The organism is Brucella pituitosa (assembly GCF_003049685.1).
Classification (GTDB): Bacteria; Pseudomonadota; Alphaproteobacteria; order Rhizobiales; family Rhizobiaceae; genus Brucella; species Brucella pituitosa.
The window spans coordinates 1,313,533-1,333,035 of sequence record NZ_PYSY02000002.1 but is presented as its reverse complement, the minus strand read 5'-3'; the positions used below and the strand labels follow the sequence as shown (position 1 = coordinate 1,333,035).

Below are 19,503 nucleotides of genomic sequence, written 5' to 3'. Positions count from 1 at the left end.
TCAATCGCGAGAGATCGGGAGCTTTGTTCCTGCGAGATGGCGCTCCGAAAGCGCGCGTTCCTCGACAATCGAATAGCGGAAACGGAACAGTTTTGCCGGGCGACCGCCGGTTTCGCTGTCGCTTTCGCCGGTTTCTTCAACGAGATCCTGCTGTTCGATCAGACGACGGAAATTCTGTTTATGCAGCCGCAATCCGGCCAATGCCTCAACGGTGCGCTGCAACTGCAAAAGCGTGAAACTGTCGGGCATCAATTCAAAAACAACGGGGCGATATTTGATCTTGGCCCGCAACCGCGCGATGGCTGTCGCAAGAATTCGGCGATGATCGGCAAACATATGGCGGCCGTTTTCTTCATCGCCCTTTCCGGCCTCGCTCACCAGACCGGCTTCATAGAGCAGTTCATAGCGCTGAAGCACGAGATCTTCATTCCAGCGCTCGCCATTCAGTCCAAACGAGAAGGCAATGCGCCGCAAGCGCTGCGCGGTCAATTCTGCGGATGCCGCCTGATGCGACCAGACCCGCAGACCATTGCTCAAATGGCCAACAACGTCCGGCACACCCTGCCGATGGTCTTCCCATGGCAGATAGTCATACCAGCCGCGCCAGCTGGCCTGTTGACCCGCGGCATCATCCTCGCGCACGAGGCCGAGATAGCTGATTGAAATCGTGCGTTCACCCTGCCTGTGACGGTCGCGATCGGCAAAGGTATAGAGCTGCTCGAGATAGCCGACGGGATGTGCTGTTTCGGTCTGCACCCAGGCTCGTAGCCCAGCCTGCAACGAACGGTGCTCCGTCTCGAACGGCCCGGAGGGCAAAGCCTGCCCCTGACGCACGGTCATGACACGTGGTTGCTCACCTGTGACAGCGGTCAAAACAGCGATCAGCTCGGTATGGGCAATATCGTCGGTCAATGCGGCAGCTTCTTTCTTCACTCAACATCCAGAGGCATACAGAACCCTATGAATGGTTGTGCGTTGGATAACACATAAAATCAATTTAAAAGCTTGGCGTCGGCATAAGCTATCCGCCATAAAAAACGCCGCCCATTGGGCGGCGTTTCAATTGGACTAGAGCGTGATGTTTTTAAGTTGAATCGTTATCCCGCTCTAAACTTTTGCTTGAGCATGATTTTATCCGAAAACCGGTTCCCACTTTTCGGAATCATGCTCTAAAACTGTCCCGATTATGGCGTTACGTCAAAGCCAAACCACTTTTCAGAAAGCGTCTTGATCGTGCCGTCAGCCTTGGCTGCTTCGATGGCTTCGTTGAACATCTTCTGCAGTTCAGGCTCATTTTTACGGATACCAACGGCAACACCACGGCCAAGGATGCCGCCCTTGAAGTAAGGACCGGTCATGACGATGTCTTCATTGCCTGGCTTCTTGGCTGCATCGGTCAAATAAGCCAGCGAAGCAACGACCAGATCGACGCGGCCCGACTTGAGGTCAAGATCATGCTGATCGGTGGTCTTGTATTCGCGGATATCGGTTGAATCCTTGAAATACTTGTCGAGGAGCGAAAGGCCGAGCGAAGCTGTCTGAACGCCAACGGTGCGACCCTTGATTTCAGCAGCAACGTCGTCAATTGCCTTCTGGCTCGCTGCTTCATCCTTTGCGAGATAAAGCGTTTCGCCAGTGTGCGGCAGCTTGGCGAACGGGCTATCCTTCAGCGTTGCAAAGGTCTGCGGCGTCAGGCCGTAGGAAACGGTGAAGTCGATCGTTTCTTCACGCTTTGGGGTCGCGGTCAGACCAGCCATGATCGCGTCGAACTTGCCAGCATTGAGCGCTGGAATGATGCCATCGAAAGGCTGTGCAACGAGCGTGCACTCAACCTTCATGCGCGCGCAGAGATCCTTGTAGAGATCGACTTCGTAACCATCCAGCGTGCCATCCGGCTTGGTGAAATTATACGGACGGAAAGCGCCTTCTGTAGCGATCGTGATCTTGGTCCACTTCTTTTCTTCTGCATGTGCAGAAGCGGTCGTGAGAACCAGCGCAGAAACGAACAGGGCTTTGAACAATCCCACAGTTTTCATTTGGGTCTTCATTTGACTTAACCTTACGCAGTTATTTGCTGACGCGCCTTTTGGCACAAATCAGCGTTGTTTAAAATAATCAGGCTGCATTTTCATGGCTGATAAACTTGCGGAAACGCTCGGATTTCGAATTTCCGAATACTTCTTCAGGCGCACCGTCTTCTTCAACCAATCCCTGATGCACGAACACCACACGATTGGACACGTCACGGGCAAACCCCATTTCATGGGTTACGACCAGCATGGTGCGGCCTTCTTCAGCAAGGCCACGCATAACGCGCAATACTTCGCCAACCAGTTCCGGGTCGAGCGCCGATGTCGGTTCATCAAAGAGCATGACTTTCGGCCTCATGGCGAGCGCACGCGCGATTGCTGCACGCTGCTGCTGACCACCGGAAAGATGTGCCGGATAGAAATCGCGCTTGTCAGCGATACCAACCTTGGCCAGAAGTGCTTCTGCTTCTTCCACACATTCAGCGCGCGAACGGCCCTGAACATAGATCGGCGCTTCGATGATGTTTTCGAGAATGGTCTTATGTGACCAGAGATTGAAGCTCTGGAACACCATGCCAAGCTCAGATCGAATGCGCGAAACTTGCTTCTTATCGGTCGGATAGGCTTCGCCCTTCGAGTTCTTCGCCATGCGAATGGTCTCGCCGGAAACGGTTACAGTACCCGAGGTTGGAGTTTCCAGCAGATTGATGCAACGCAGGAAAGTTGACTTGCCGGAACCGGAAGAGCCGAGGATCGAGATCACTTCGCCTTCGTGTGCTTCAAGTGAAATACCCTTGAGCACCTCATTGGCGCCGAAGCTCTTGCGCAGATTTTCAACTTTGAGTGCCACATTCGTCTTAATCGCGGCATTGGGAGAGACGACTTTACTCACGATATTTTTCCTTCGGTGGTGATCTTGACGACGGGCTGGCGCAGATAGGGCGTCAGTTTGTATTCCGCGAACATCAGTGCGCGCGTCAGAACGAAGTTGATGGCGAGATAGATGGCACCTGCAATGACGAATACCTCAATCGCACGATAGGTTTCCGCGATCAGCTTGGCGGCGATGCCGGTCACTTCCATCAGTGTAATGATGGAGGCCAGCGATGTTGCCTTGACCATGGAGATCATTTCATTGCCATAACCGGGCAGTGCCTGACGGATTGCCAGTGGCATGACGATACGGCGGAAGCAGGTGAAACGCGACATGCCGCAGGCTTTTGCAGCTTCAATCTGACCGCTTGGCACGGACAGAAGACCGCCACGAATAATCTCGCTGGCGTAAGCCGCGTTATTCAAAGTCAGCGCAATGATCGCACACCAGTAAGGTTCACGCAGGATCGGCCACAGGAACGAATAGCGGATGGCCGGGAACTGGCTGAGACCGTAATAGATGATGAAGATCTGAACCAGAAGCGGCGTACCGCGAAACACGAATACATAGAGCCGGGCGATCCAGTCAAGAACAGCAATACCCGACAAACGCATCATGGCAAAAAGCAGTGCCAGAATAGCGCCAAATACGATCGAACTTGCAGCGAGCTGCAACGTGAGTGGCACGCCACTCAGCATCTGCATGAAGGCTTCAGAATAAAATTCGAGGTTCATTTTGCCCTCCTGACGCCACGCGAGAAGTGGCGTTCAGCTCTTTGCAGGATGGTGCCTGAGACCGATGAAATCAGCAGATACAACGCACCGGCAATGAGATAGAAATTGAACGGCAGACCGGTCGAGCCGGCACCAATCTGAGCCTGACGCAGAATATCCACGACGCCGACAACGGAGATCAGCGCGGATTCCTTCAGCGCAACCTGCCAGACATTGCCAAGGCCCGGCAGAGCGTGACGCAGCGCCAGGGGAGCAATGATCCGGCGGAACTTGAGCGCCTGTCCCATACCGCAAGCCGAAGCTGCTTCAAGCTCGCCCTTGGAAACCGCACGGAATGCACCACGGAAAACTTCCGTGTGATGTGCGCCGCAAGAAATACCGATTGCCAGCACACCCGCTAGAAATGCCGGAAAACCAACAAAACCCTGTGCGCCGAACATGCGGCCAATCGCGGTCACAGCAGCACTGCCACCGAAATAGAACAGATAAATGACCAGCAGATCCGGAATGCCACGGATGATTGTCGTGTAACCGTCGGCAATGCCGCGCAGTGCAAGACCGCCGGAAATCTTCGCCCAAGCCGCAAAAACACCGATGATTGCACCAAGAAGAAAACCGAGAACGGCGAGTGATACACTCACCAGTGCGGCCATCATCAGCACATGGCCCCAGCCGTCAGGCCCGAAGCTTAAGATATCAAGAAACGCCTTCATGATGCGTCAGGCCTTGTGGGGCATAAGGAAATGAACGTCATATTGTTTTCCGGGTATTTCTATTAGGCTCGGCTTCACTTATCAGAAACAGGTAAGGCAGGTTGAACATTATCGGGAATAGGATTCACAAAAACGGCGCCGTCGAGCTTCTTCTCATGATCTTTTTTGGCTCTCTCGATCTGTTCGGGATTGAGGAACAGTTCGATAGCCGTACTTCCCATAACCTTTGCCGCATGCGCCATGCCTTTGTGCGCCGCAGGCAATTTGCCCTGCGCCACCATTTGCCATGAATGAAGCGGCGTACCAATTGCACAGGTTGCACCACGCATCTGCACGGTCGGAACAACCCAGCTTACACTTCCCACATCCGTCGAGCCGACGAGTGAGTTATCGCCCTTATAAGGCGCATAGACGCCTTCGCAAAGCGCAAGTTCTGCCTTTGGTTCAACACCAAAACGGCGGAACGCATCGGAAATATCTTCTTTTGATAAAGTTGCCTGAAACTGTTGTGCAGTTTTGCGGTCCTGCTCATCAAAAACCGGCGGACCAAGGCGATCAAGCTCGCGCTGCATCAGCTGTTCCAGCGTTGGATTGCCAATAAGATTAGCGTCGCCGCTGACGATGTCACTCTTGACCGAAGTTTCGGTCATCAGAGCTGCACCTTCGGCGATCTTCTTAACGCGCTCCAACAGAACCTGCATTTGCGGCAAATCGAGCGCGCGGATCAGATAGCGCACGCTGGCTTTGGCCTGCACGACATTAGGGGCAAAACCACCTGTATCAGTGACAGCATAATGAATGCGCGCCGAAGACGGCATATGCTCGCGCATATAGTTGACGCCAACATTCATCAACTCGACGGCATCGAGCGCACTGCGTCCCAGATGCGGAGCGGAAGCTGCGTGGGCGGCGCGACCCGTGAAGTTGAAATTGATTTCGTTGCAGGCCAGTGAAACCGGATCGTTTACGCCCGCAAAAGGCGCCGGATGCCAGCAGAACGCAATATCGACGTCGTCGAACAGACCTTCGCGTACCATAAAGCCCTTGGCCGACCCGCCTTCTTCAGCAGGACAGCCATAATAACGTACACGGCCCTTGATACCATTGGCAGCAAGGTAATCCTTAACCGCACTTGCTGCCAGCAAGGAGCCTGAACCAAGCAGATTGTGACCGCAGCCGTGGCCATTACCGCCCGCTTCAATCGCCTGTTCCTCAGTAACACCGGCAATCTGGCTCAACCCCGGAAGCGCATCGAACTCACCCAGAATGGCGATGACCGGACCCTCGTCGCCCGCCTCACCCATCACAGCGGTCGGCAGACCAGCAATGCCGCGCTCTACGCGGAAACCTTCCGCCTGCAACATGGCTGCATGAGCGTCGCTGGACTTGTACTCTTCGTAATTCGTTTCCGGGTTGTCCCAAACCGTATCGCTCAGTTCGAAATAGGCGGCGCTTTTCGCGTCGACAATATCCCAGATGTCGTGGTGGTTCTTCAACTTGAGGTTCACGCTCTCGGCTCAGGTTTTAACATTTTGGATGGAAGAAGCAGATCAAGGACAATAGAGAAGCCCTTCATTCTGGCTTCCGCTTTTATCGGCTTTTATGGCTGAAACAATCCGATCTGACTGCTGCCACAGAAGAGAGCGCTCCTCCCGAGCTGTACCTAGAGGTACTCTAAACTTGTGGCAACCGATATAAGTGAAATTGCTCAAAAGCCCCATCAAAATCGACATTATGGCCAGCAAGAGTTGCCGGATTGATAAGCATTTATGCAGATCCCGACAGGAAACCTCTCGCAGACAGATTCCTGCCAGGTCCCAGCCAGAGGCCGCCCCGGCGAGAACCGGCACAGCCTCCGATGGGTGGGTGAGCGCTTTCGAGCCCAGCTTCATCCATGTCTCGCGCGCAAAAGTTCAAACATTGAACTGGAAGCCATCAACCGTGAATGCTTGTCCCGTGATGAAACAAGGCTCGGAGGTCGCCAGAAAAGTCACCAGACGGGCAACATCGTCGGCACAACCAAGTCGTCCCAACGCAATACCCCTGATAACCTCATCCGCACGTTCGGTTACATTCGTATCGATCTCGGTACGAATGACGCCGGGGCAAATGGCATTCACTGCAATGTTTGGTCCCAGTTCCTTGGCAAGGGAACGAGTCATGCCAAGGATACCGGCCTTTGCTGCCGCATAAGCGAACTTGCTGACTGCAGCCGTCACACCGCCCGAATAGGCATTGAGCGACGACATCGAAACAATTCGGCCACCGCCCTGTTTCAGCATATGTGGTGCAGTATGCTGAATATAGTTGAAGCAGCTTTTCAGATTGATCGCGATAGCCCGATCGAACTCGTCTTCCGAAATATCAAGAATGCCGACAGGTGCGGAACGCCCCGCATTGTTGAGAAGGAAATCGACGCGACCGAACGCATCTACAGTTTCGGCGACAACTTCGCCTGCCCGCTTATGACTTGAGACATCCGCAACACATCGCAGCGCACGCACACCAAGGCTTTCGATTTCGGCAGCCGTATCCGCCAGTTCCGCTTCCAGCAAATCGACCAGTGTGACGTGATAACCGGCACGCGCCAGGTCAAGAGCACAAGCCTTTCCGATGCCACGCGCGCCCCCCGTGACGATGGCAACCTTGTTTTCTGTATTCATTTCAAAACGTGCTCCTTTTGTGTTGCCATGTGATGGTATGTCTGTCACATTATTCCACAACAGGAATTTGGTTCACATATATGAACATTGAAAATAACGGCGAAGTGAAATCCGCAGTTCGGGTTCTCGAAATCCTCGAGTTCCTTGCCCGCGCCCATAAACCGGTAACGCTGAAGGCAATCGTTGCGGAGCTGGGTTATCCCAAGAGCAGCACCTTCAATCTGCTCGCCACATTGGTAGCCCGTGCCTATGTCGTTCGCGACGACACAGAATCCTATAAAATCCACGAGACTTTCAGGAACGGCCCTGGCTGGTGCAGCGGTAGCGACGCCTATCTGATTGCCACCGCTCAGCCGATTATGGATGCCATGCGCGACAGTGAAGGGGAAACCGTGTTTCTCGGCGCGCGCCGTAAGGATGGCCGCGTCAAGCTTCTAGCCAAGAGTGCGAGCCATCAGGTGGTGCGCTTCGATTCTGACCTCACAGGCTCGGACCCCGCTTACTGCACTGCGATGGGCCGCATCCTTCTCGCGCATTGGCAGCCCGAAAAGACAGCAAGCTATCTCGCCAAAGAACGCATCATACCGCTCACCGACAAGACCGTGATCGATCGCGTGCAAATCCGCCGTATCATCGATGCGGCTCGCGAAAACGGTTACGCGGTTTGCGACGAAGAGGCGGTCATCGGCGGCTCAGGCGTCGCCGCACCAGTCTTTGACGCCAGTGGTGAAGTCATTGCCACGCTCAATATGGCGACGATTTCATCGCGCTTTACCGCCTGCCGTCAGCGCATGATCGACGCGGTGGTCAAACATGCCGCCGAATTGAGCGCGCGCCTCGGACACAAACCATCCACAACAGACAAGCAGTAAAATGGATATTCATTTCAAAGAAAAAAGAGTCCTGGTCACTGGGGCCGCAAGGGGAATTGGACGGGCAATATGCGAAGCATTTGCTGCCGATGGCGCACATGTGACGGCAACCGATGTTCTTGATGACGAACTGGCAAGCCTTGTGAGCGAAGCGCGTCCTGCACGCGGCGGGTCGATCCGCGCGGTTCATCTTGATGTAACGGATGAGACAGCAATTGCGGAACTGGCCACAGAAGCCGAGACCGAAGGCGGTTTCGATGTATTCGTCCACGTGGCTGGTGGTGTTCTGGGTCAGAAAAAGCGCCCACTTGAAGACGTGCCCGCTGCAGATTGGGATCGCATCTACGACATCAATGTGCGCGGTGCATTTCTCGTTGCGCGCGCCATCGTTCCGGCCATGAAAAGCCGTGGTACAGGCAAGATGGTCTTCATTTCCAGCGGTGCCGGTCTGGGCGTAAGCCTCACCGGAATTCAGGCCTATGCCAGCGCCAAGGCAGCGCTCATCAGCCTCGCCCGTCAGCTTGGTCATGAGCTCGGCCCATTCGGCATCAATGTGAATGCTGTGGCGCCGGGCTTTCTGCGCACGAGCCCCGATTATGAGCGTCAGTGGGCGTCCTATGGAGAAGACGGCCAAGCCGCCATGCTCAACGAAATTCCACTGCGCCGGATCGGATTGCCGGAAGATATCTCGAATGCCGTGCTGTTCCTCGCGTCCCCTTACGCGAGCTGGATCACCGGCCAGACCTTGTCGGTCAGTGGAGGGCCAACAACATGACAACCGAAACACCCGTTCCAACATGGACATGGCCGGAAGAACGGCTGCAAACGATCATGAACCGTGCGCGTGCCGGACGCAGCCTGAAGCCATCTGCCTGGCCTGAAGGTGCCAAATGTGCGGTTGGCCTGTCGTTTGATTCCGACCATGACACATTCGAACTGCGGGACGGCGGCCGCTCTATCTCGGCCCTTTCGCAAGGCCAGTTCGGACCAAGACAAGGCATTCCACGGGTTCGTGAATTGCTGCGTAAAAACAGCATCCCCGCTACATTCTTTGTGCCAGCAGTTTCGGCGATCCATTATCCCGAAGAACAGCGCGCCCTGATCGGTGAAGGACACGAGATTGCGCTCCACGGCTGGATTCATGAGCGGAATACTTTGCTTGATGGCGATACCGAGCGCGATCTACAGCACCGCTCCGCCGATGCGCTGGAAAAGATTACCGGCGTGCGGCCTGTCGGCATCCGGACACCATCTTGGGACTTCAGCGACAACACGCTGCAAATCACAGCCGAGATGGGCCTGATTTATGACTCATCTCTTATGGCCGATGTCGACTGCTACGAGCTTCTGCTGAACGGCGAACCCTGCGGCGTAACCGAGCTGCCTGTCGAATGGATTCGCGACGATGCCGCTTATCTGGTGATGGATCGTTGGGGTGGCCTGCGTCCGCAAATTGCGCCACACGATATTCTGCAGATCTTCATCCGCGAGTTTGATGCGGCCTATGAAGAAGGCGGAATTTTCCAGCTGACCATGCACCCTGACATTATCGGTCACCGCTCCCGCATCTGGATACTCAAAGAGCTGATTGGCCACATTCGTCAACACAAGGATATCTGGTTCGCAACTCATGCGGACATAGCGCGTTATGCAACGCTAAACAGCTGATAAGATTATATTTTTCTTATCACAACATTGCACCTGGTTCGGGATTCGGGCCGGGTGTTTCTGCACTGCCTTGCAACATCATTCTGCTCGGAAAATCAGAATTAAATTCATATATGTGAACACTATTCTGCTTTTCATCCCCCGACAGCGGGTCCACACTCATAGATGAGATGGGTGCGAAAAATGGTTCTCAGAAGAAGAACGCATCCCAATATCGATTAAGCATTTGAGCCAAAACTGCGGAGCGGTTTTGCGTGGGATGATGCGTAAAAACAAATAGTGAGACACGGTTCCAACTTTAGCGGGAACCACTCCAGGAACGAGGGAACTATGATCAAGAAAATAGCAGCTATCAGCCTTTGCACTTTGTCCGTTCTTTACAGCGGCAGCGTTCTCGCCAAGGAATGGAAATCCGTAACTGTTGGCGTTGAAGGTGCTTTTCCGCCCTTCAATCTGACCACGCCCGGCGGTGAACTTCAGGGGCTTGATCTTGATGTCATCAAGGAAGTCTGCAAGCGCGCCGAGCTGGAATGCAATATTGTTGCGCAGGACTGGGATGGTCAGATCCCATCGCTTCTTGCTGGCAAATTCGATGTGGTCCTGACAATGGGCCCTAATCCAGAGCGCCGTAAGGTCATCGACTTCTCCGATCCTTATGTGATCACGCCCAATACATTCCTCGTGCCCGCTGAAGGTCCCTTGGCCAACCTTCCGCATACGGGAGAGAGCCTCAACACCGATACCGAAGAAGGCAAAAAGGCCATCGCCGACATCAAGGAAGCTGTAAAAGGCTTGACGCTCGGTGCATCGCTTTCAACCAGCCAGCTGCAATTTGTTGAGCAGAATTTTGGCGATGCCGCTCAGATCCGTTCTTACAAAGGCTCCGAGCAGGTCAAACTCGATCTGCAATCCGGTCGCCTCGACGGTCAATATGACAATGTCGTCTTTGCACGGGATCGTGCAGAGAAAAGCAATGGCGCGCTCAAGATCACCGGCCCGCTTTTGGTCGGCGGCATTCAGGCGACGAATGTTTGTATTGGTCTGCGCAAGGATGAGCCGGAACTCAAAGCCAAGCTCAATAAGGCACTTGGCGAGATGCAGGCCGATGGGACACTCTCGAAAATGTCTGAAAAATGGTTCTCGATTGATCTGAGCCCAAAGAGCTAAACCAACCATAAGAACGAAACAAAAAGCGCGCTGTTTTTACAGCGCGCTTTTTTAGCTCAGAAATCCCAGTCGTCGTCTTCGGTGGCAACAGCCTTGCCGATCACATAAGATGAACCCGAACCTGAGAAAAAGTCGTGGTTCTCGTCAGCATTTGGCGAAAGTGCTGAAAGGATCGCCGGGTTGACCTTGCAGGCTTCCGCCGGAAACAGAGCTTCGTAACCCAGATTCATCAACGCCTTGTTTGCATTGTAATGCAGGAACTTTTTCACGTCCTCGGTCAGACCGACGCCATCATAAAGTGCCTCGGTGTAGCGCACTTCGTTGTCGTATAGCTCCAGCAACAGATCGAAGGCAAAATCCTTGATTTCCTGCTTTTTGGCTTCATCAAGCTTCTCAAGCGCACGCTGATACTTATAGCCGATATAATAGCCATGAACGGCTTCATCGCGGATGATAAGGCGGATGAGGTCAGCCGTGTTGGTGAGCTTGGCTCGGCTTGACCAATACATTGGGAGATAGAAGCCCGAATAGAAGAGGAAGCTTTCCAGAAACACGCTGGCGATCTTCTTCTTGAGCGGATCTTCAGCGTTATAATTGTCGAGGATCAGCTGCGACTTCCTTTGCAGGAACTCGTTTTCCTCCGACCAGCGATAGGCATCGTCCACATCTGGCGTCAGGCACAGCGTCGAAAAGATCGACGAGTAAGACCGCGCATGAACCGCTTCCATGAAAGAAATGTTCGAGAGAACCGCTTCTTCATGCGGGGTCGATGCATCTTCCATAAGGGTTACCGCGCCAACCGCGTTCTGGATGGTATCCAGAAGCGTCAGGCCTGTGAACACGCGGATGGTGAGCTGCTTTTCTTCAGCTTTCAGCGTTTCCCAAGACTGAATATCATTGGAAAGCGGCACTTTTTCCGGCAGCCAGAAATTGCCCGTCAGACGGTTCCAGACTTCAAGGTCTTTGTCGTCTTCGATCCGGTTCCAGTTGATCGCCCGCACAACCGCCGGCTTTTTCGCATTGTTGTTTTTGAACTGCATGTTCATTTGTCTCTACCTTGATTGGGATCGGCGTGAGATTCTGGCTAAGGCGTGCCGAAAATGGTGGGGTTCGAGAACCGGAGCGCAGCGTACATAAAGTACGTGAGCACCGGCTCGCAGAACAACGCCATTTACAGGCCGCCGGAGTCTGAATATCCGGGATCCTAAAGGGCGCAGGAAACGCAGCCTTCTACCTGCGTGCCTTCGAGCGCCATCTGGCGCAGGCGGATGTAGTAAATCGTCTTGATGCCCTTCTTCCACGCGTAAATCTGCGCCTTGTTGATATCGCGTGTCGTCGCGGTATCGCGGAAGAACAGCGTCAACGACAGACCCTGATCGACATGCTGCGTTGCCGCTGCATAGGTGTCGATGATCTTTTCTGCGCCGATCTCATAGGCATCCTGATAATATTCCAGATTATCATTCGTCATGAAAGCAGCCGGGTAATAAACGCGGCCAATCTTGCCTTCTTTGCGAATTTCGATCTTGGAAACAATCGGGTGGATCGAAGAGGTCGAGTGGTTGATATAGGAGATCGATCCTGTTGGCGGCACGGCCTGCAGGTTCTGATTATAAAGTCCGCCTTCCATGACGGCCTTTTTCAGTTCCTGCCAGTCTTCCTGTGTCGGGATTGCAATACCGGCATCTTCAAAGAGCTGACGCACCTTCTCAGTCGCAGGCTCCCAGACCTGATCGGTATATTTGTCGAAATATTCACCTGTCGCATATTTCGATTTCTCAAAGCCCTTGAACGAGCTTTTTTGTTCAACAGCGATCAGATTGGAAGCGCGGACAGCGTGATAGGCCACCGTGTAGAAATAGATATTGGTGAAATCGACGCCCTCTTCCGAACCGTAGAAGATGCGTTCGCGAGCGAGATAGCCGTGCAGGTTCATCTGGCCAAGACCGATGGCATGGCTTTCGTCATTGCCACGGGCAACCGAAGGGACGGAGCCGATATGGCTCATGTCTGCAACAGCCGTCAATGCACGGATCGAGGTTTCAATCGTCTTGCCAAAATCTGGGCTATCCATGGCTGCTGCAATATTGAGCGAGCCGAGGTTGCAGGAAATATCCTTGCCGAGATGCTCATAAGACAGATCATCATTGAAGATGCTGGCTTCGCTGACCTGAAGAATTTCGGAGCAGAGATTGCTCATGGTGATGCGGCCATCAATCGGATTGGCGCGGTTCACCGTGTCTTCGAACATGATGTAAGGATAGCCGGATTCAAACTGAATTTCCGCCAGCACCTGGAAGAAATCACGCGCGTTGATTTTCTTTTTGCGGATACGACCGTCATCCACCATTTCGCGATATTTTTCAGTGATCGAAATCTCGGTCATCGGCACGCCATAGACGCGCTCGACGTCATAAGGCGAGAAGAGGTACATGTCCTCGTCGTTTTTGGCGAGTTCAAACGTGATGTCCGGGATCACAACGCCAAGCGACAGCGTCTTGATGCGGATTTTTTCGTCTGCATTTTCGCGCTTTGTATCGAGGAAGCGCATAATATCCGGGTGATGGGCATGCAGATAAACCGCGCCCGCGCCCTGACGCGCACCAAGCTGATTGGCGTAGGAGAATGAATCCTCCAAAAGCTTCATCACCGGAATGATGCCGGAAGACTGGTTCTGGATCTGCTTGATCGGCGCACCGGATTCACGAATATTGGTCAGGCTCAATGCCACACCGCCGCCACGCTTTGAAAGCTGGAGTGCCGAATTAATCGAGCGACCAATCGACTCCATATTGTCTTCAACGCGCAACAGGAAGCACGAGACCAGTTCGCCGCGCTGCTTTTTGCCTGCATTGAGGAAGGTCGGTGTTGCTGGCTGATAACGGCCCGAAATAATCTCATCGACCATTTCGCGTGCGTGCTGCTCATTGCCACGCGCAAGCGCCAACGCCACCATGCAGACGCGATCTTCGTAGCGCTCGAGATAGCGCTTACCGTCAAACGTCTTCAGCGTATAGCTGGTGTAATATTTGAACGCGCCGAGGAAGGTCGGGAAGCGGAATTTCTTGTCATAGGCATGATCGAAAAGATCGCGCACAAAATTGAAGGAATACTGATCCAGCACTTCCTGTTCGTAATAGCCTTCATCGACCAGATAATCGAGCTTCTCACGCAGATTATGGAAGAACACCGTATTCTGGTTGACGTGCTGCAGGAAATATTGCTGCGCCGCCTGGCGATCGCGATGCAGCTGAATCTTCCCCTCGTCATCATAGAGGTTCAGCATCGCATTGAGCGCGTGATAATCGAGCGAAGTCTCAGCAAGCTTCTGTGGCTTGCTGCCCGATCCCGTAGATGGTTCGTGCTTTTCCGAAGCGGCGACCGTCTCGCGCTCACGGGTCAGGGTTGTGTCTGCCGTGTCCAAAATCGTTCCATCCCGTCTTTAACATTGCCAATGTCTTCATCCGTTCCCAGAAGCTCAAAGCGATAGAGGTAGGGAACCTGACATTTTTCCGAAATTATTTTACCTGCAAGGCCAAAGCCTTCGCCGAAATTGCTGTTCCCGGCGGCAATGACGCCGCGAATGAGGGATCGGTTATCCGCATCATTGAGAAAGCGGATGACCGGTTTGGGAACAGCGCCTTTCGCGCCACCGCCGCCATAGGTTGGGGTCACGAGCACAAACGGCTCGTTGACCCGTAACAGGCCAGTATCGTCTTCATAGCTTTCCAGCGGAATGCGCTTTGAACGCATGCCAAGACGCATCACAAAGCGATGCGTATTCTCCGAACGGCTGGAAAAATAAACGATCTGGCCCATAACAAACCCCGGCAGCAGACCGGCGTTACGCCAGCGAGCTGATCATATCCGGACGGAAACCGGCCCAATGGGATTCACCAGCAACAACAACCGGCACCTGACGGTATCCGAGGCCCTGAACGAGATCATATGCATCGGCATTGGCGGAAATGTCGATGACATCATATTCAATGCCCTGACGGTCGAGCGCGCGGGTGGTTGCGGTGCACTGGACGCAGGCGGGCTTGCTATAGACGGTAACGTTCATTTTTTCCTCACTGGGGATGGAGCATTTCCAGCACTGTCGCAGAAGCATTTGGCGTTGGAGAATGCATATAGACAGACGTTTTGATCCACTGCGCCTCACACGAAAGAAGGCGCAAAAAAGCGTTCGCGCATGACGAAATGCGCGTGAAAAGCAACGAAAACTGAGAGGCTCAACGCGCTTTAAGAGCGCGAATCCTTCAAACTAGCCCGCACCGGGCGGACCGGAACTGTTTGGTCTTGAATTACTCGACATGCTTGTCACCCCGAAGCTTATGAGAGGGATATACGGGGCACCAAAAGACATGGCAAAACAATGCCACAACTTATCGCGCGCCAACCGGACACCCCGCCCGTGGACGTTCTCGTTCAAGGCAGGTCTCCTGGCTCACGGCTCATCGCTCGCATCCGTCTTCCCGGCCTGTGCCAGTGACATCTGGATTGAGCTCGCCGCTTACAGTTGCGGGGGCAGCTACGGCTTAACAACATCCATCATGGATACCGCGCACCGTATTCCCATCTTCGCTTTTGATCCTCACGAATCGTAAGAACCTTGAACACAAGATATAGTATCTGAAGTTAAAAAGTCGTCAATGGATAGACGGTTCAAAAAAATTTAATCTGGCTTTTACCCCGGGCAGCCTGTGAATAGCAGGGATATGTAGCCGACTATTCCACAGGCGTGATAGGCCTGGGTCGAAAGTCGGGCTTTATGGCCTTCAATGCCATGCGATCCACCAGATGTGGTGCCAATAGTTTCAACCAGCGCCCCAAACGCATCTGACGCGTCATCAACACTTCGCGTTTGCGGTTGGTGATTCCATCCAGCATCAGCTCGACGGCCCGCTGAACAGACATCATATCGTCTTCGCGAACGCCACTCACCCCGAGAGCGCCCCCACTGGCTCCATAGCCAACCTTACGAATGTCGGTTTTGACGACGCCCGGATAAACAATCGTCACCGAAATACCGCTTGGATCAAGCTCGGAACGCAGCGCCTCACAAAACCCTGAAAGCGCAAATTTGGTGCCGCTATAGGCTGTACGTCCCGGCACGCCAATCAATCCGGCAACAGATGAAACCGCCACGATGCGGCCTTTGGTTTTGGCCAGATGCGGGAGTGCTGCATGGATCGGCCAGACGCTGCCCCAATAGTTGAGCTCCATCAGATCATGCATCCATTGCAAATCTTCCGGCTTGATCTCGGAAAAATTGGCATGGGCCGACATGCCCGCATTAACGATCAGCGTATCAATTCGACCAAAAGAAGAAGCCGTTTTTTCAATGAGGGCAATACAGGCATTGCGATCCGTAACATCGGTCGGAACAACCAGAACTTTACTGCCTGACTGCTCTATTTCTGCAGCAAGCGCTTGCAACTTTTCGACGTTACGCGCCGCCAGAACCAGCGCTGCCTTGTTCCCGTCACGCATGCTTATCTGGCGCGCGGTTTCGGCACCTATGCCATCGGATGCGCCTGTGATGATCGTAACTTCCATGAAGCCCTCCCTTGCTCGCATGAACGGTCATGTTTCCGAGCTTACAATTCACTTCGTCAAGCCGTCCAGTACCGAGAATTTGCTCGTGGGCATACCAGGCCTTCACAAAGCCGTGTGAGATGACAGACAAAGAGCTTAACGAAATCAATGCCCTACGAAACGACATCTCCCGGACATCAATTGAACTGATTAAAATCCCTGATGTTCGTCGAAGGGATAAATTGACAGCCGCGCTTCATTTCCTGTATCGCTTTATTAAATCCTGAACATTGTTCAATATATTGAACAATTAAGAAGAGATCCTCCCAAGCATCTCTTCAGACGACCGATGCACCGGCTGCATCGGAAAACTGTCGGTCTGGCTTTCCTCTACGCGAAAGCCGGACCGCTTGAAACCCAGCGCCTCTGTGCCGGCGAGGAATGAGAGACCTCGGCTCTGGGGAAATTTGAATAAGGGTGGAAATAATGACTATAGGTATCAAGCCATTTTCGTTCGACACGGTCGGCTCAATGCTTGTCGAGTGGGGGGCTGCAAAGCGTCTCGGCGAAGTTCTGGGCGAACGTTTCTCAGAACGCAAAATCCTCATCGTAACCGACAAGGGCCTGCACAAGGCTGGCGTTCTCAAAGAAGCGCTCGCTTCGCTGGAAAACGCAGGCTTCAGCATCAGCATTTTCGATGCCGTCGTTGCTGATCCGCCGGAATCGGTTCTGTTCGAATGTGTTGATCAGGCCAAGGCCGCCGGCAGCGATATCGTGCTGGGCCTCGGCGGCGGCTCTTCTATGGATATTGCAAAGCTTGCTGCGGTGCTTATCGTCTCCGAGCAGGAACTGTCCGAGCTTTATGGTATTGGCAAAGTGCAGGGCACGCGCCTGCCGCTGATTCAGATCCCGACCACTGCTGGCACCGGATCTGAAGTGACCAACATCACGATCCTGACCACCGGCGAAACCACCAAAATGGGTGTCGTCTCCCGCCAGCTTTATGCAGATTTCGTCATTCTGGATGCAGAACTGACCTGCGGCCTGCCAGCGCTTCACACGGCTGCCACCGGCATTGACGCCATGGTTCACGCGATTGAAGCCTACACCAGCCGTATCAAGAAGAACCCGCTTTCCGACGCTTTTGCGCGCGAAGCACTGAAGCTGCTGTCAGCCAATCTGGTTGCAGCCTGCGAAAACGGCAAGGACCGTCACGCCCGCGAAGCCATGCTGCTTGGCGCAAACTATGCCGGTCAGGCCTTCTCGAACTCGCCGGTTGGCGCGGTTCATGCCCTGGCCTATCCGCTTGGCGGTCACTATCATGTGCCACACGGTCTCTCAAACGCGCTGATGCTCGGACCGGTCCTACGCTTCAACATGACGGGTGCTGCTGAGCTTTACGCAGAACTTGCCGACCTGCTTCTTGGCAAATCGGACGGCACGACAGAGGAACGTTCGGCTGCTTTCGTTGATTATATGGAAGATCTGATGAACCGCTCCGGCGCACCGCGCCGTCTGCGCGACGTTGATGTCACCGAAGAAAGCCTCGAAATGTTGGCACGAGATGCAATGCTTCAGACACGTCTTCTGGGTAACAACCCTGTCGATGTGACCGAAGCTGACGCGCTGGCGCTTTATCGCGAAGCATTCTGAGCACACACCCTCTTTTAAAACAGCATCCCGGACGAGTGGGCTTGATTAGCCGCTCTTCCGGAGCCCTGTTTCGTCTATTCGGAGTAAAATCTTGAGCACTGAACGCATCGACGGTCAGGAGCAGCCATATTGGCCTGCCGGACCGTTCAAAATCCGTCTGCCTTTCGTTCATTATAAATTCGAGTGGCCTGATTATTGTCAGGGCCTTCTGATGTGCGCGGTCGATCTGGCCGCTATTCCGCTGATGGCTGAATTGCTGGGCATGCCCTTTGAAGTGGCCCTAGCCGTTGTCGTCCTCAACGGCCTGTTCTACCTCACGCATCACCTGCTCGGTGACCCTGTCGTTCCGGGCTGGATTACACCCGCCGTCCCGCTCATCATGGCCTATTGCGCCACCTTCCCCGAAGGTCCGGAGCGCATCCACGCGCTTGTTTCCTTCCAGATGACCCTGGGACTATTGTCAATATTGATCGGTGCTACAGGCATCGCCAATCGCGTTATTGCCGCCATTCCACAAGCGATTAAATCCGGCATTATTATCGGCGCAGGCTTTGCAGCAGTTATTTCCGTCTTCAAGATCGGCGGCAACTTCGATATTTTCCCGTTCACCATCGCGATCTCTATCGGCCTTTGCTTCTATCTGATGTTCTCACCGCAATTCGCCCGCCTGTCGCGCAAAGGTGGCATTTTCGGCCTGATTGGAAAACTCGGCATTCTGCCGTGTATCCTGCTCGCCGTTGTCATCGCTCCACTGTTTGGCGAAGCCAAATGGCCTGAATTCCAGTGGACGATTTCGTCTCCGGATTTCGCAACACTCTGGCGCGAGTACACGGTCTTTGGTCTGGGCCTGCCGCCATTGTCAATGTTCCTGACGGCTCTGCCAACGGTTCTCGCAACCTATATCGTTCTCTTTGGCGACGTACTGAAAACCAAGTCGATCCTCGGAGAAGCACAGCTTCATCGTCCAGATGAAAAGATCGATTATAATGCCAATCGCGCTCACCTTGTTTTCGGTATGCGTAACACCGGCATGTCGGTACTTGGCCCCGATGTTACCATGTGCGGACCCGTATGGGCTGCGATGCAGGTTGTCATCTGCGAACGCTTCTCCAAGGGCAAAAAGTCGATGCACTCGATCTTCGGTGGCGCTGGATCTTTCCGCTGGGGCACCAATACGGGCCTGTTCCTGATGCCAATCGTGACGCTCGTGCAGCCGATCCTCGGTGTGGCGCTCACCCTGACATTGCTCATCCAAGGTTATGTTTCGGTACGTATCGGCGTGATGGAAGCCCGTTCGCAGCGCGATCTCGGCATTGCTGGCGTTACGGGTGCAGTTCTTGCAACGCGTGGTGCAGGTTGGGCCTTTGCCACAGGAGTTGTTCTCTGCTTGCTCATTTATGGGCGTGACTTCTTCAGGGGTGAGACCGATCACACCTTCGTCAAGGACCAGCAGTCGCAGTAATCTCACCAAAGAGTCTCCCGGAAAACCACCGGGGGGCTCTCATTCTGAATAAGTTACCCCGAGGCCGATTTGCCTCTTCAAGAAGATTCCTATAGATTTCAGCCGCAGTCCGGCAATCGCATTTCT

Annotated in this window: 18 protein-coding genes and 1 riboswitch; of the genes, 6 read left to right on the top strand and 12 right to left on the bottom strand. The window is 53.8% G+C overall.

Annotated elements, in window-relative coordinates:
• The 7 genes from C9380_RS18560 to C9380_RS18530 all read right to left on the bottom strand — a co-directional run bounded on the left by C9380_RS18560 (nucleotide 1) and on the right by C9380_RS18530 (nucleotide 7,014).
• Nucleotides 1-912, bottom strand: a complete 912-nt coding sequence (locus C9380_RS18560) for an NUDIX hydrolase (RefSeq protein WP_094539429.1) — start codon at nucleotides 910-912, stop codon at nucleotides 1-3.
• A 272-nt stretch (nucleotides 913-1,184) separates the two neighbouring features.
• Nucleotides 1,185-2,036: a transporter substrate-binding domain-containing protein gene (locus C9380_RS18555; protein ID WP_100557647.1), complete on the bottom strand. Its 852-nt coding sequence runs from the start codon at nucleotides 2,034-2,036 to the stop codon at nucleotides 1,185-1,187.
• Between the two features lie 79 nt (nucleotides 2,037-2,115).
• The gene (locus tag C9380_RS18550; RefSeq protein WP_128094247.1) at nucleotides 2,116-2,922 is read right to left on the bottom strand and encodes an ABC transporter ATP-binding protein; all 807 of its coding nucleotides are present in this window, start codon (nucleotides 2,920-2,922) and stop codon (nucleotides 2,116-2,118) included.
• Nucleotides 2,919-3,638 (bottom strand): ABC transporter permease, encoded by a 720-nt coding sequence (locus C9380_RS18545; protein ID WP_128094246.1) that lies wholly within the window; start codon nucleotides 3,636-3,638, stop codon nucleotides 2,919-2,921. Before C9380_RS18545 ends, C9380_RS18550 begins: the two co-directional genes overlap by 4 nt.
• The gene (locus tag C9380_RS18540) at nucleotides 3,635-4,351 is read right to left on the bottom strand and encodes an ABC transporter permease (protein ID WP_024897594.1); all 717 of its coding nucleotides are present in this window, start codon (nucleotides 4,349-4,351) and stop codon (nucleotides 3,635-3,637) included. The genes C9380_RS18545 and C9380_RS18540 overlap by 4 nt, the downstream gene beginning before the upstream one ends.
• Before the next feature lie 74 nt (nucleotides 4,352-4,425).
• Nucleotides 4,426-5,859, bottom strand: a complete 1,434-nt coding sequence (locus C9380_RS18535) for a M20 family metallopeptidase (RefSeq protein ID WP_128094245.1) — start codon at nucleotides 5,857-5,859, stop codon at nucleotides 4,426-4,428.
• 405 nt (nucleotides 5,860-6,264) lie between these two features.
• Nucleotides 6,265-7,014, bottom strand: a complete 750-nt coding sequence (locus tag C9380_RS18530; protein WP_024897591.1) for an SDR family NAD(P)-dependent oxidoreductase — start codon at nucleotides 7,012-7,014, stop codon at nucleotides 6,265-6,267.
• An 80-nt stretch (nucleotides 7,015-7,094) separates the two neighbouring features.
• On the opposite strand from C9380_RS18530, the gene C9380_RS18525 reads away from it, so the two are divergent.
• The 4 genes from C9380_RS18525 to C9380_RS18510 all read left to right on the top strand — a co-directional run bounded on the left by C9380_RS18525 (nucleotide 7,095) and on the right by C9380_RS18510 (nucleotide 10,721).
• On the top strand, nucleotides 7,095-7,886 hold the full coding sequence (locus C9380_RS18525) for an IclR family transcriptional regulator (RefSeq protein WP_128094244.1): 792 nt from the start codon (nucleotides 7,095-7,097) through the stop codon (nucleotides 7,884-7,886).
• 1 nt (nucleotide 7,887) lies between these two features.
• Nucleotides 7,888-8,661 (top strand): SDR family NAD(P)-dependent oxidoreductase, encoded by a 774-nt coding sequence (locus C9380_RS18520; RefSeq protein WP_128094243.1) that lies wholly within the window; start codon nucleotides 7,888-7,890, stop codon nucleotides 8,659-8,661.
• Complete coding sequence (locus C9380_RS18515) at nucleotides 8,658-9,554, top strand: polysaccharide deacetylase family protein (RefSeq protein WP_128094242.1); 897 nt, start codon at nucleotides 8,658-8,660, stop codon at nucleotides 9,552-9,554. The genes C9380_RS18520 and C9380_RS18515 overlap by 4 nt, the downstream gene beginning before the upstream one ends.
• Before the next feature lie 330 nt (nucleotides 9,555-9,884).
• Nucleotides 9,885-10,721 carry a transporter substrate-binding domain-containing protein gene (locus tag C9380_RS18510; protein ID WP_100557640.1) on the top strand — a complete coding sequence of 279 codons (837 nt, stop codon included), beginning with the start codon at nucleotides 9,885-9,887 and terminating at the stop codon, nucleotides 10,719-10,721.
• 56 nt (nucleotides 10,722-10,777) lie between these two features.
• Here the strand turns inward: C9380_RS18510 and nrdF are convergent, their stop codons facing one another.
• From nrdF to C9380_RS18485, 5 genes are all read right to left on the bottom strand, one after another.
• Nucleotides 10,778-11,767 carry a class 1b ribonucleoside-diphosphate reductase subunit beta gene (gene nrdF, locus C9380_RS18505; protein ID WP_100557639.1) on the bottom strand — a complete coding sequence of 330 codons (990 nt, stop codon included), beginning with the start codon at nucleotides 11,765-11,767 and terminating at the stop codon, nucleotides 10,778-10,780.
• A 158-nt stretch (nucleotides 11,768-11,925) separates the two neighbouring features.
• Complete coding sequence (nrdE, locus tag C9380_RS18500) at nucleotides 11,926-14,145, bottom strand: class 1b ribonucleoside-diphosphate reductase subunit alpha (protein WP_128094241.1); 2,220 nt, start codon at nucleotides 14,143-14,145, stop codon at nucleotides 11,926-11,928.
• Nucleotides 14,121-14,540 carry a class Ib ribonucleoside-diphosphate reductase assembly flavoprotein NrdI gene (gene nrdI / locus C9380_RS18495; protein ID WP_100557637.1) on the bottom strand — a complete coding sequence of 140 codons (420 nt, stop codon included), beginning with the start codon at nucleotides 14,538-14,540 and terminating at the stop codon, nucleotides 14,121-14,123. Before nrdI ends, nrdE begins: the two co-directional genes overlap by 25 nt.
• Nucleotides 14,541-14,565: 25 nt before the next feature.
• Nucleotides 14,566-14,787, bottom strand: a complete 222-nt coding sequence (nrdH, locus tag C9380_RS18490) for a glutaredoxin-like protein NrdH (RefSeq protein WP_024897583.1) — start codon at nucleotides 14,785-14,787, stop codon at nucleotides 14,566-14,568.
• Nucleotides 14,788-15,139: 352 nt separating this feature from the next.
• A riboswitch (cobalamin riboswitch) is annotated at nucleotides 15,140-15,354 on the bottom strand.
• Between the two features lie 98 nt (nucleotides 15,355-15,452).
• Nucleotides 15,453-16,283, bottom strand: a complete 831-nt coding sequence (locus C9380_RS18485; RefSeq protein WP_100557636.1) for an SDR family oxidoreductase — start codon at nucleotides 16,281-16,283, stop codon at nucleotides 15,453-15,455.
• Nucleotides 16,284-16,748: 465 nt separating this feature from the next.
• On the opposite strand from C9380_RS18485, the gene C9380_RS18480 reads away from it, so the two are divergent.
• Together C9380_RS18480 and C9380_RS18475 are read left to right on the top strand one after the other, a co-directional pair.
• Complete coding sequence (locus tag C9380_RS18480; protein WP_170289489.1) at nucleotides 16,749-17,915, top strand: iron-containing alcohol dehydrogenase; 1,167 nt, start codon at nucleotides 16,749-16,751, stop codon at nucleotides 17,913-17,915.
• 91 nt (nucleotides 17,916-18,006) lie between these two features.
• A complete protein-coding gene (locus tag C9380_RS18475; RefSeq protein ID WP_100557635.1) occupies nucleotides 18,007-19,377 on the top strand; it encodes a hypothetical protein in 1,371 nt (456 codons plus the stop codon).
• The last annotated feature ends 126 nt before the right edge of the window (nucleotides 19,378-19,503 follow it).

Coding starts and splice junctions, on each gene's coding strand:
- C9380_RS18555 (WP_100557647.1), bottom strand. CDS start 2,036: ATGAAAACTGTGGGATTGTTCAAAGCCCTGTTCGTTTCTGCGCTGGTT.
- nrdF (WP_100557639.1), bottom strand. CDS start 11,767: ATGAACATGCAGTTCAAAAACAACAATGCGAAAAAGCCGGCGGTTGTG.
- C9380_RS18480 (WP_170289489.1), top strand. CDS start 16,749: ATGACTATAGGTATCAAGCCATTTTCGTTCGACACGGTCGGCTCAATG.
- C9380_RS18510 (WP_100557640.1), top strand. CDS start 9,885: ATGATCAAGAAAATAGCAGCTATCAGCCTTTGCACTTTGTCCGTTCTT.
- nrdI (WP_100557637.1), bottom strand. CDS start 14,540: ATGGGCCAGATCGTTTATTTTTCCAGCCGTTCGGAGAATACGCATCGC.
- C9380_RS18545 (WP_128094246.1), bottom strand. CDS start 3,638: ATGAACCTCGAATTTTATTCTGAAGCCTTCATGCAGATGCTGAGTGGC.
- C9380_RS18530 (WP_024897591.1), bottom strand. CDS start 7,014: ATGAATACAGAAAACAAGGTTGCCATCGTCACGGGGGGCGCGCGTGGC.
- C9380_RS18520 (WP_128094243.1), top strand. CDS start 7,888: ATGGATATTCATTTCAAAGAAAAAAGAGTCCTGGTCACTGGGGCCGCA.
- C9380_RS18485 (WP_100557636.1), bottom strand. CDS start 16,283: ATGGAAGTTACGATCATCACAGGCGCATCCGATGGCATAGGTGCCGAA.
- nrdH (WP_024897583.1), bottom strand. CDS start 14,787: ATGAACGTTACCGTCTATAGCAAGCCCGCCTGCGTCCAGTGCACCGCA.
- C9380_RS18525 (WP_128094244.1), top strand. CDS start 7,095: ATGAACATTGAAAATAACGGCGAAGTGAAATCCGCAGTTCGGGTTCTC.
- C9380_RS18540 (WP_024897594.1), bottom strand. CDS start 4,351: ATGAAGGCGTTTCTTGATATCTTAAGCTTCGGGCCTGACGGCTGGGGC.
- C9380_RS18515 (WP_128094242.1), top strand. CDS start 8,658: ATGACAACCGAAACACCCGTTCCAACATGGACATGGCCGGAAGAACGG.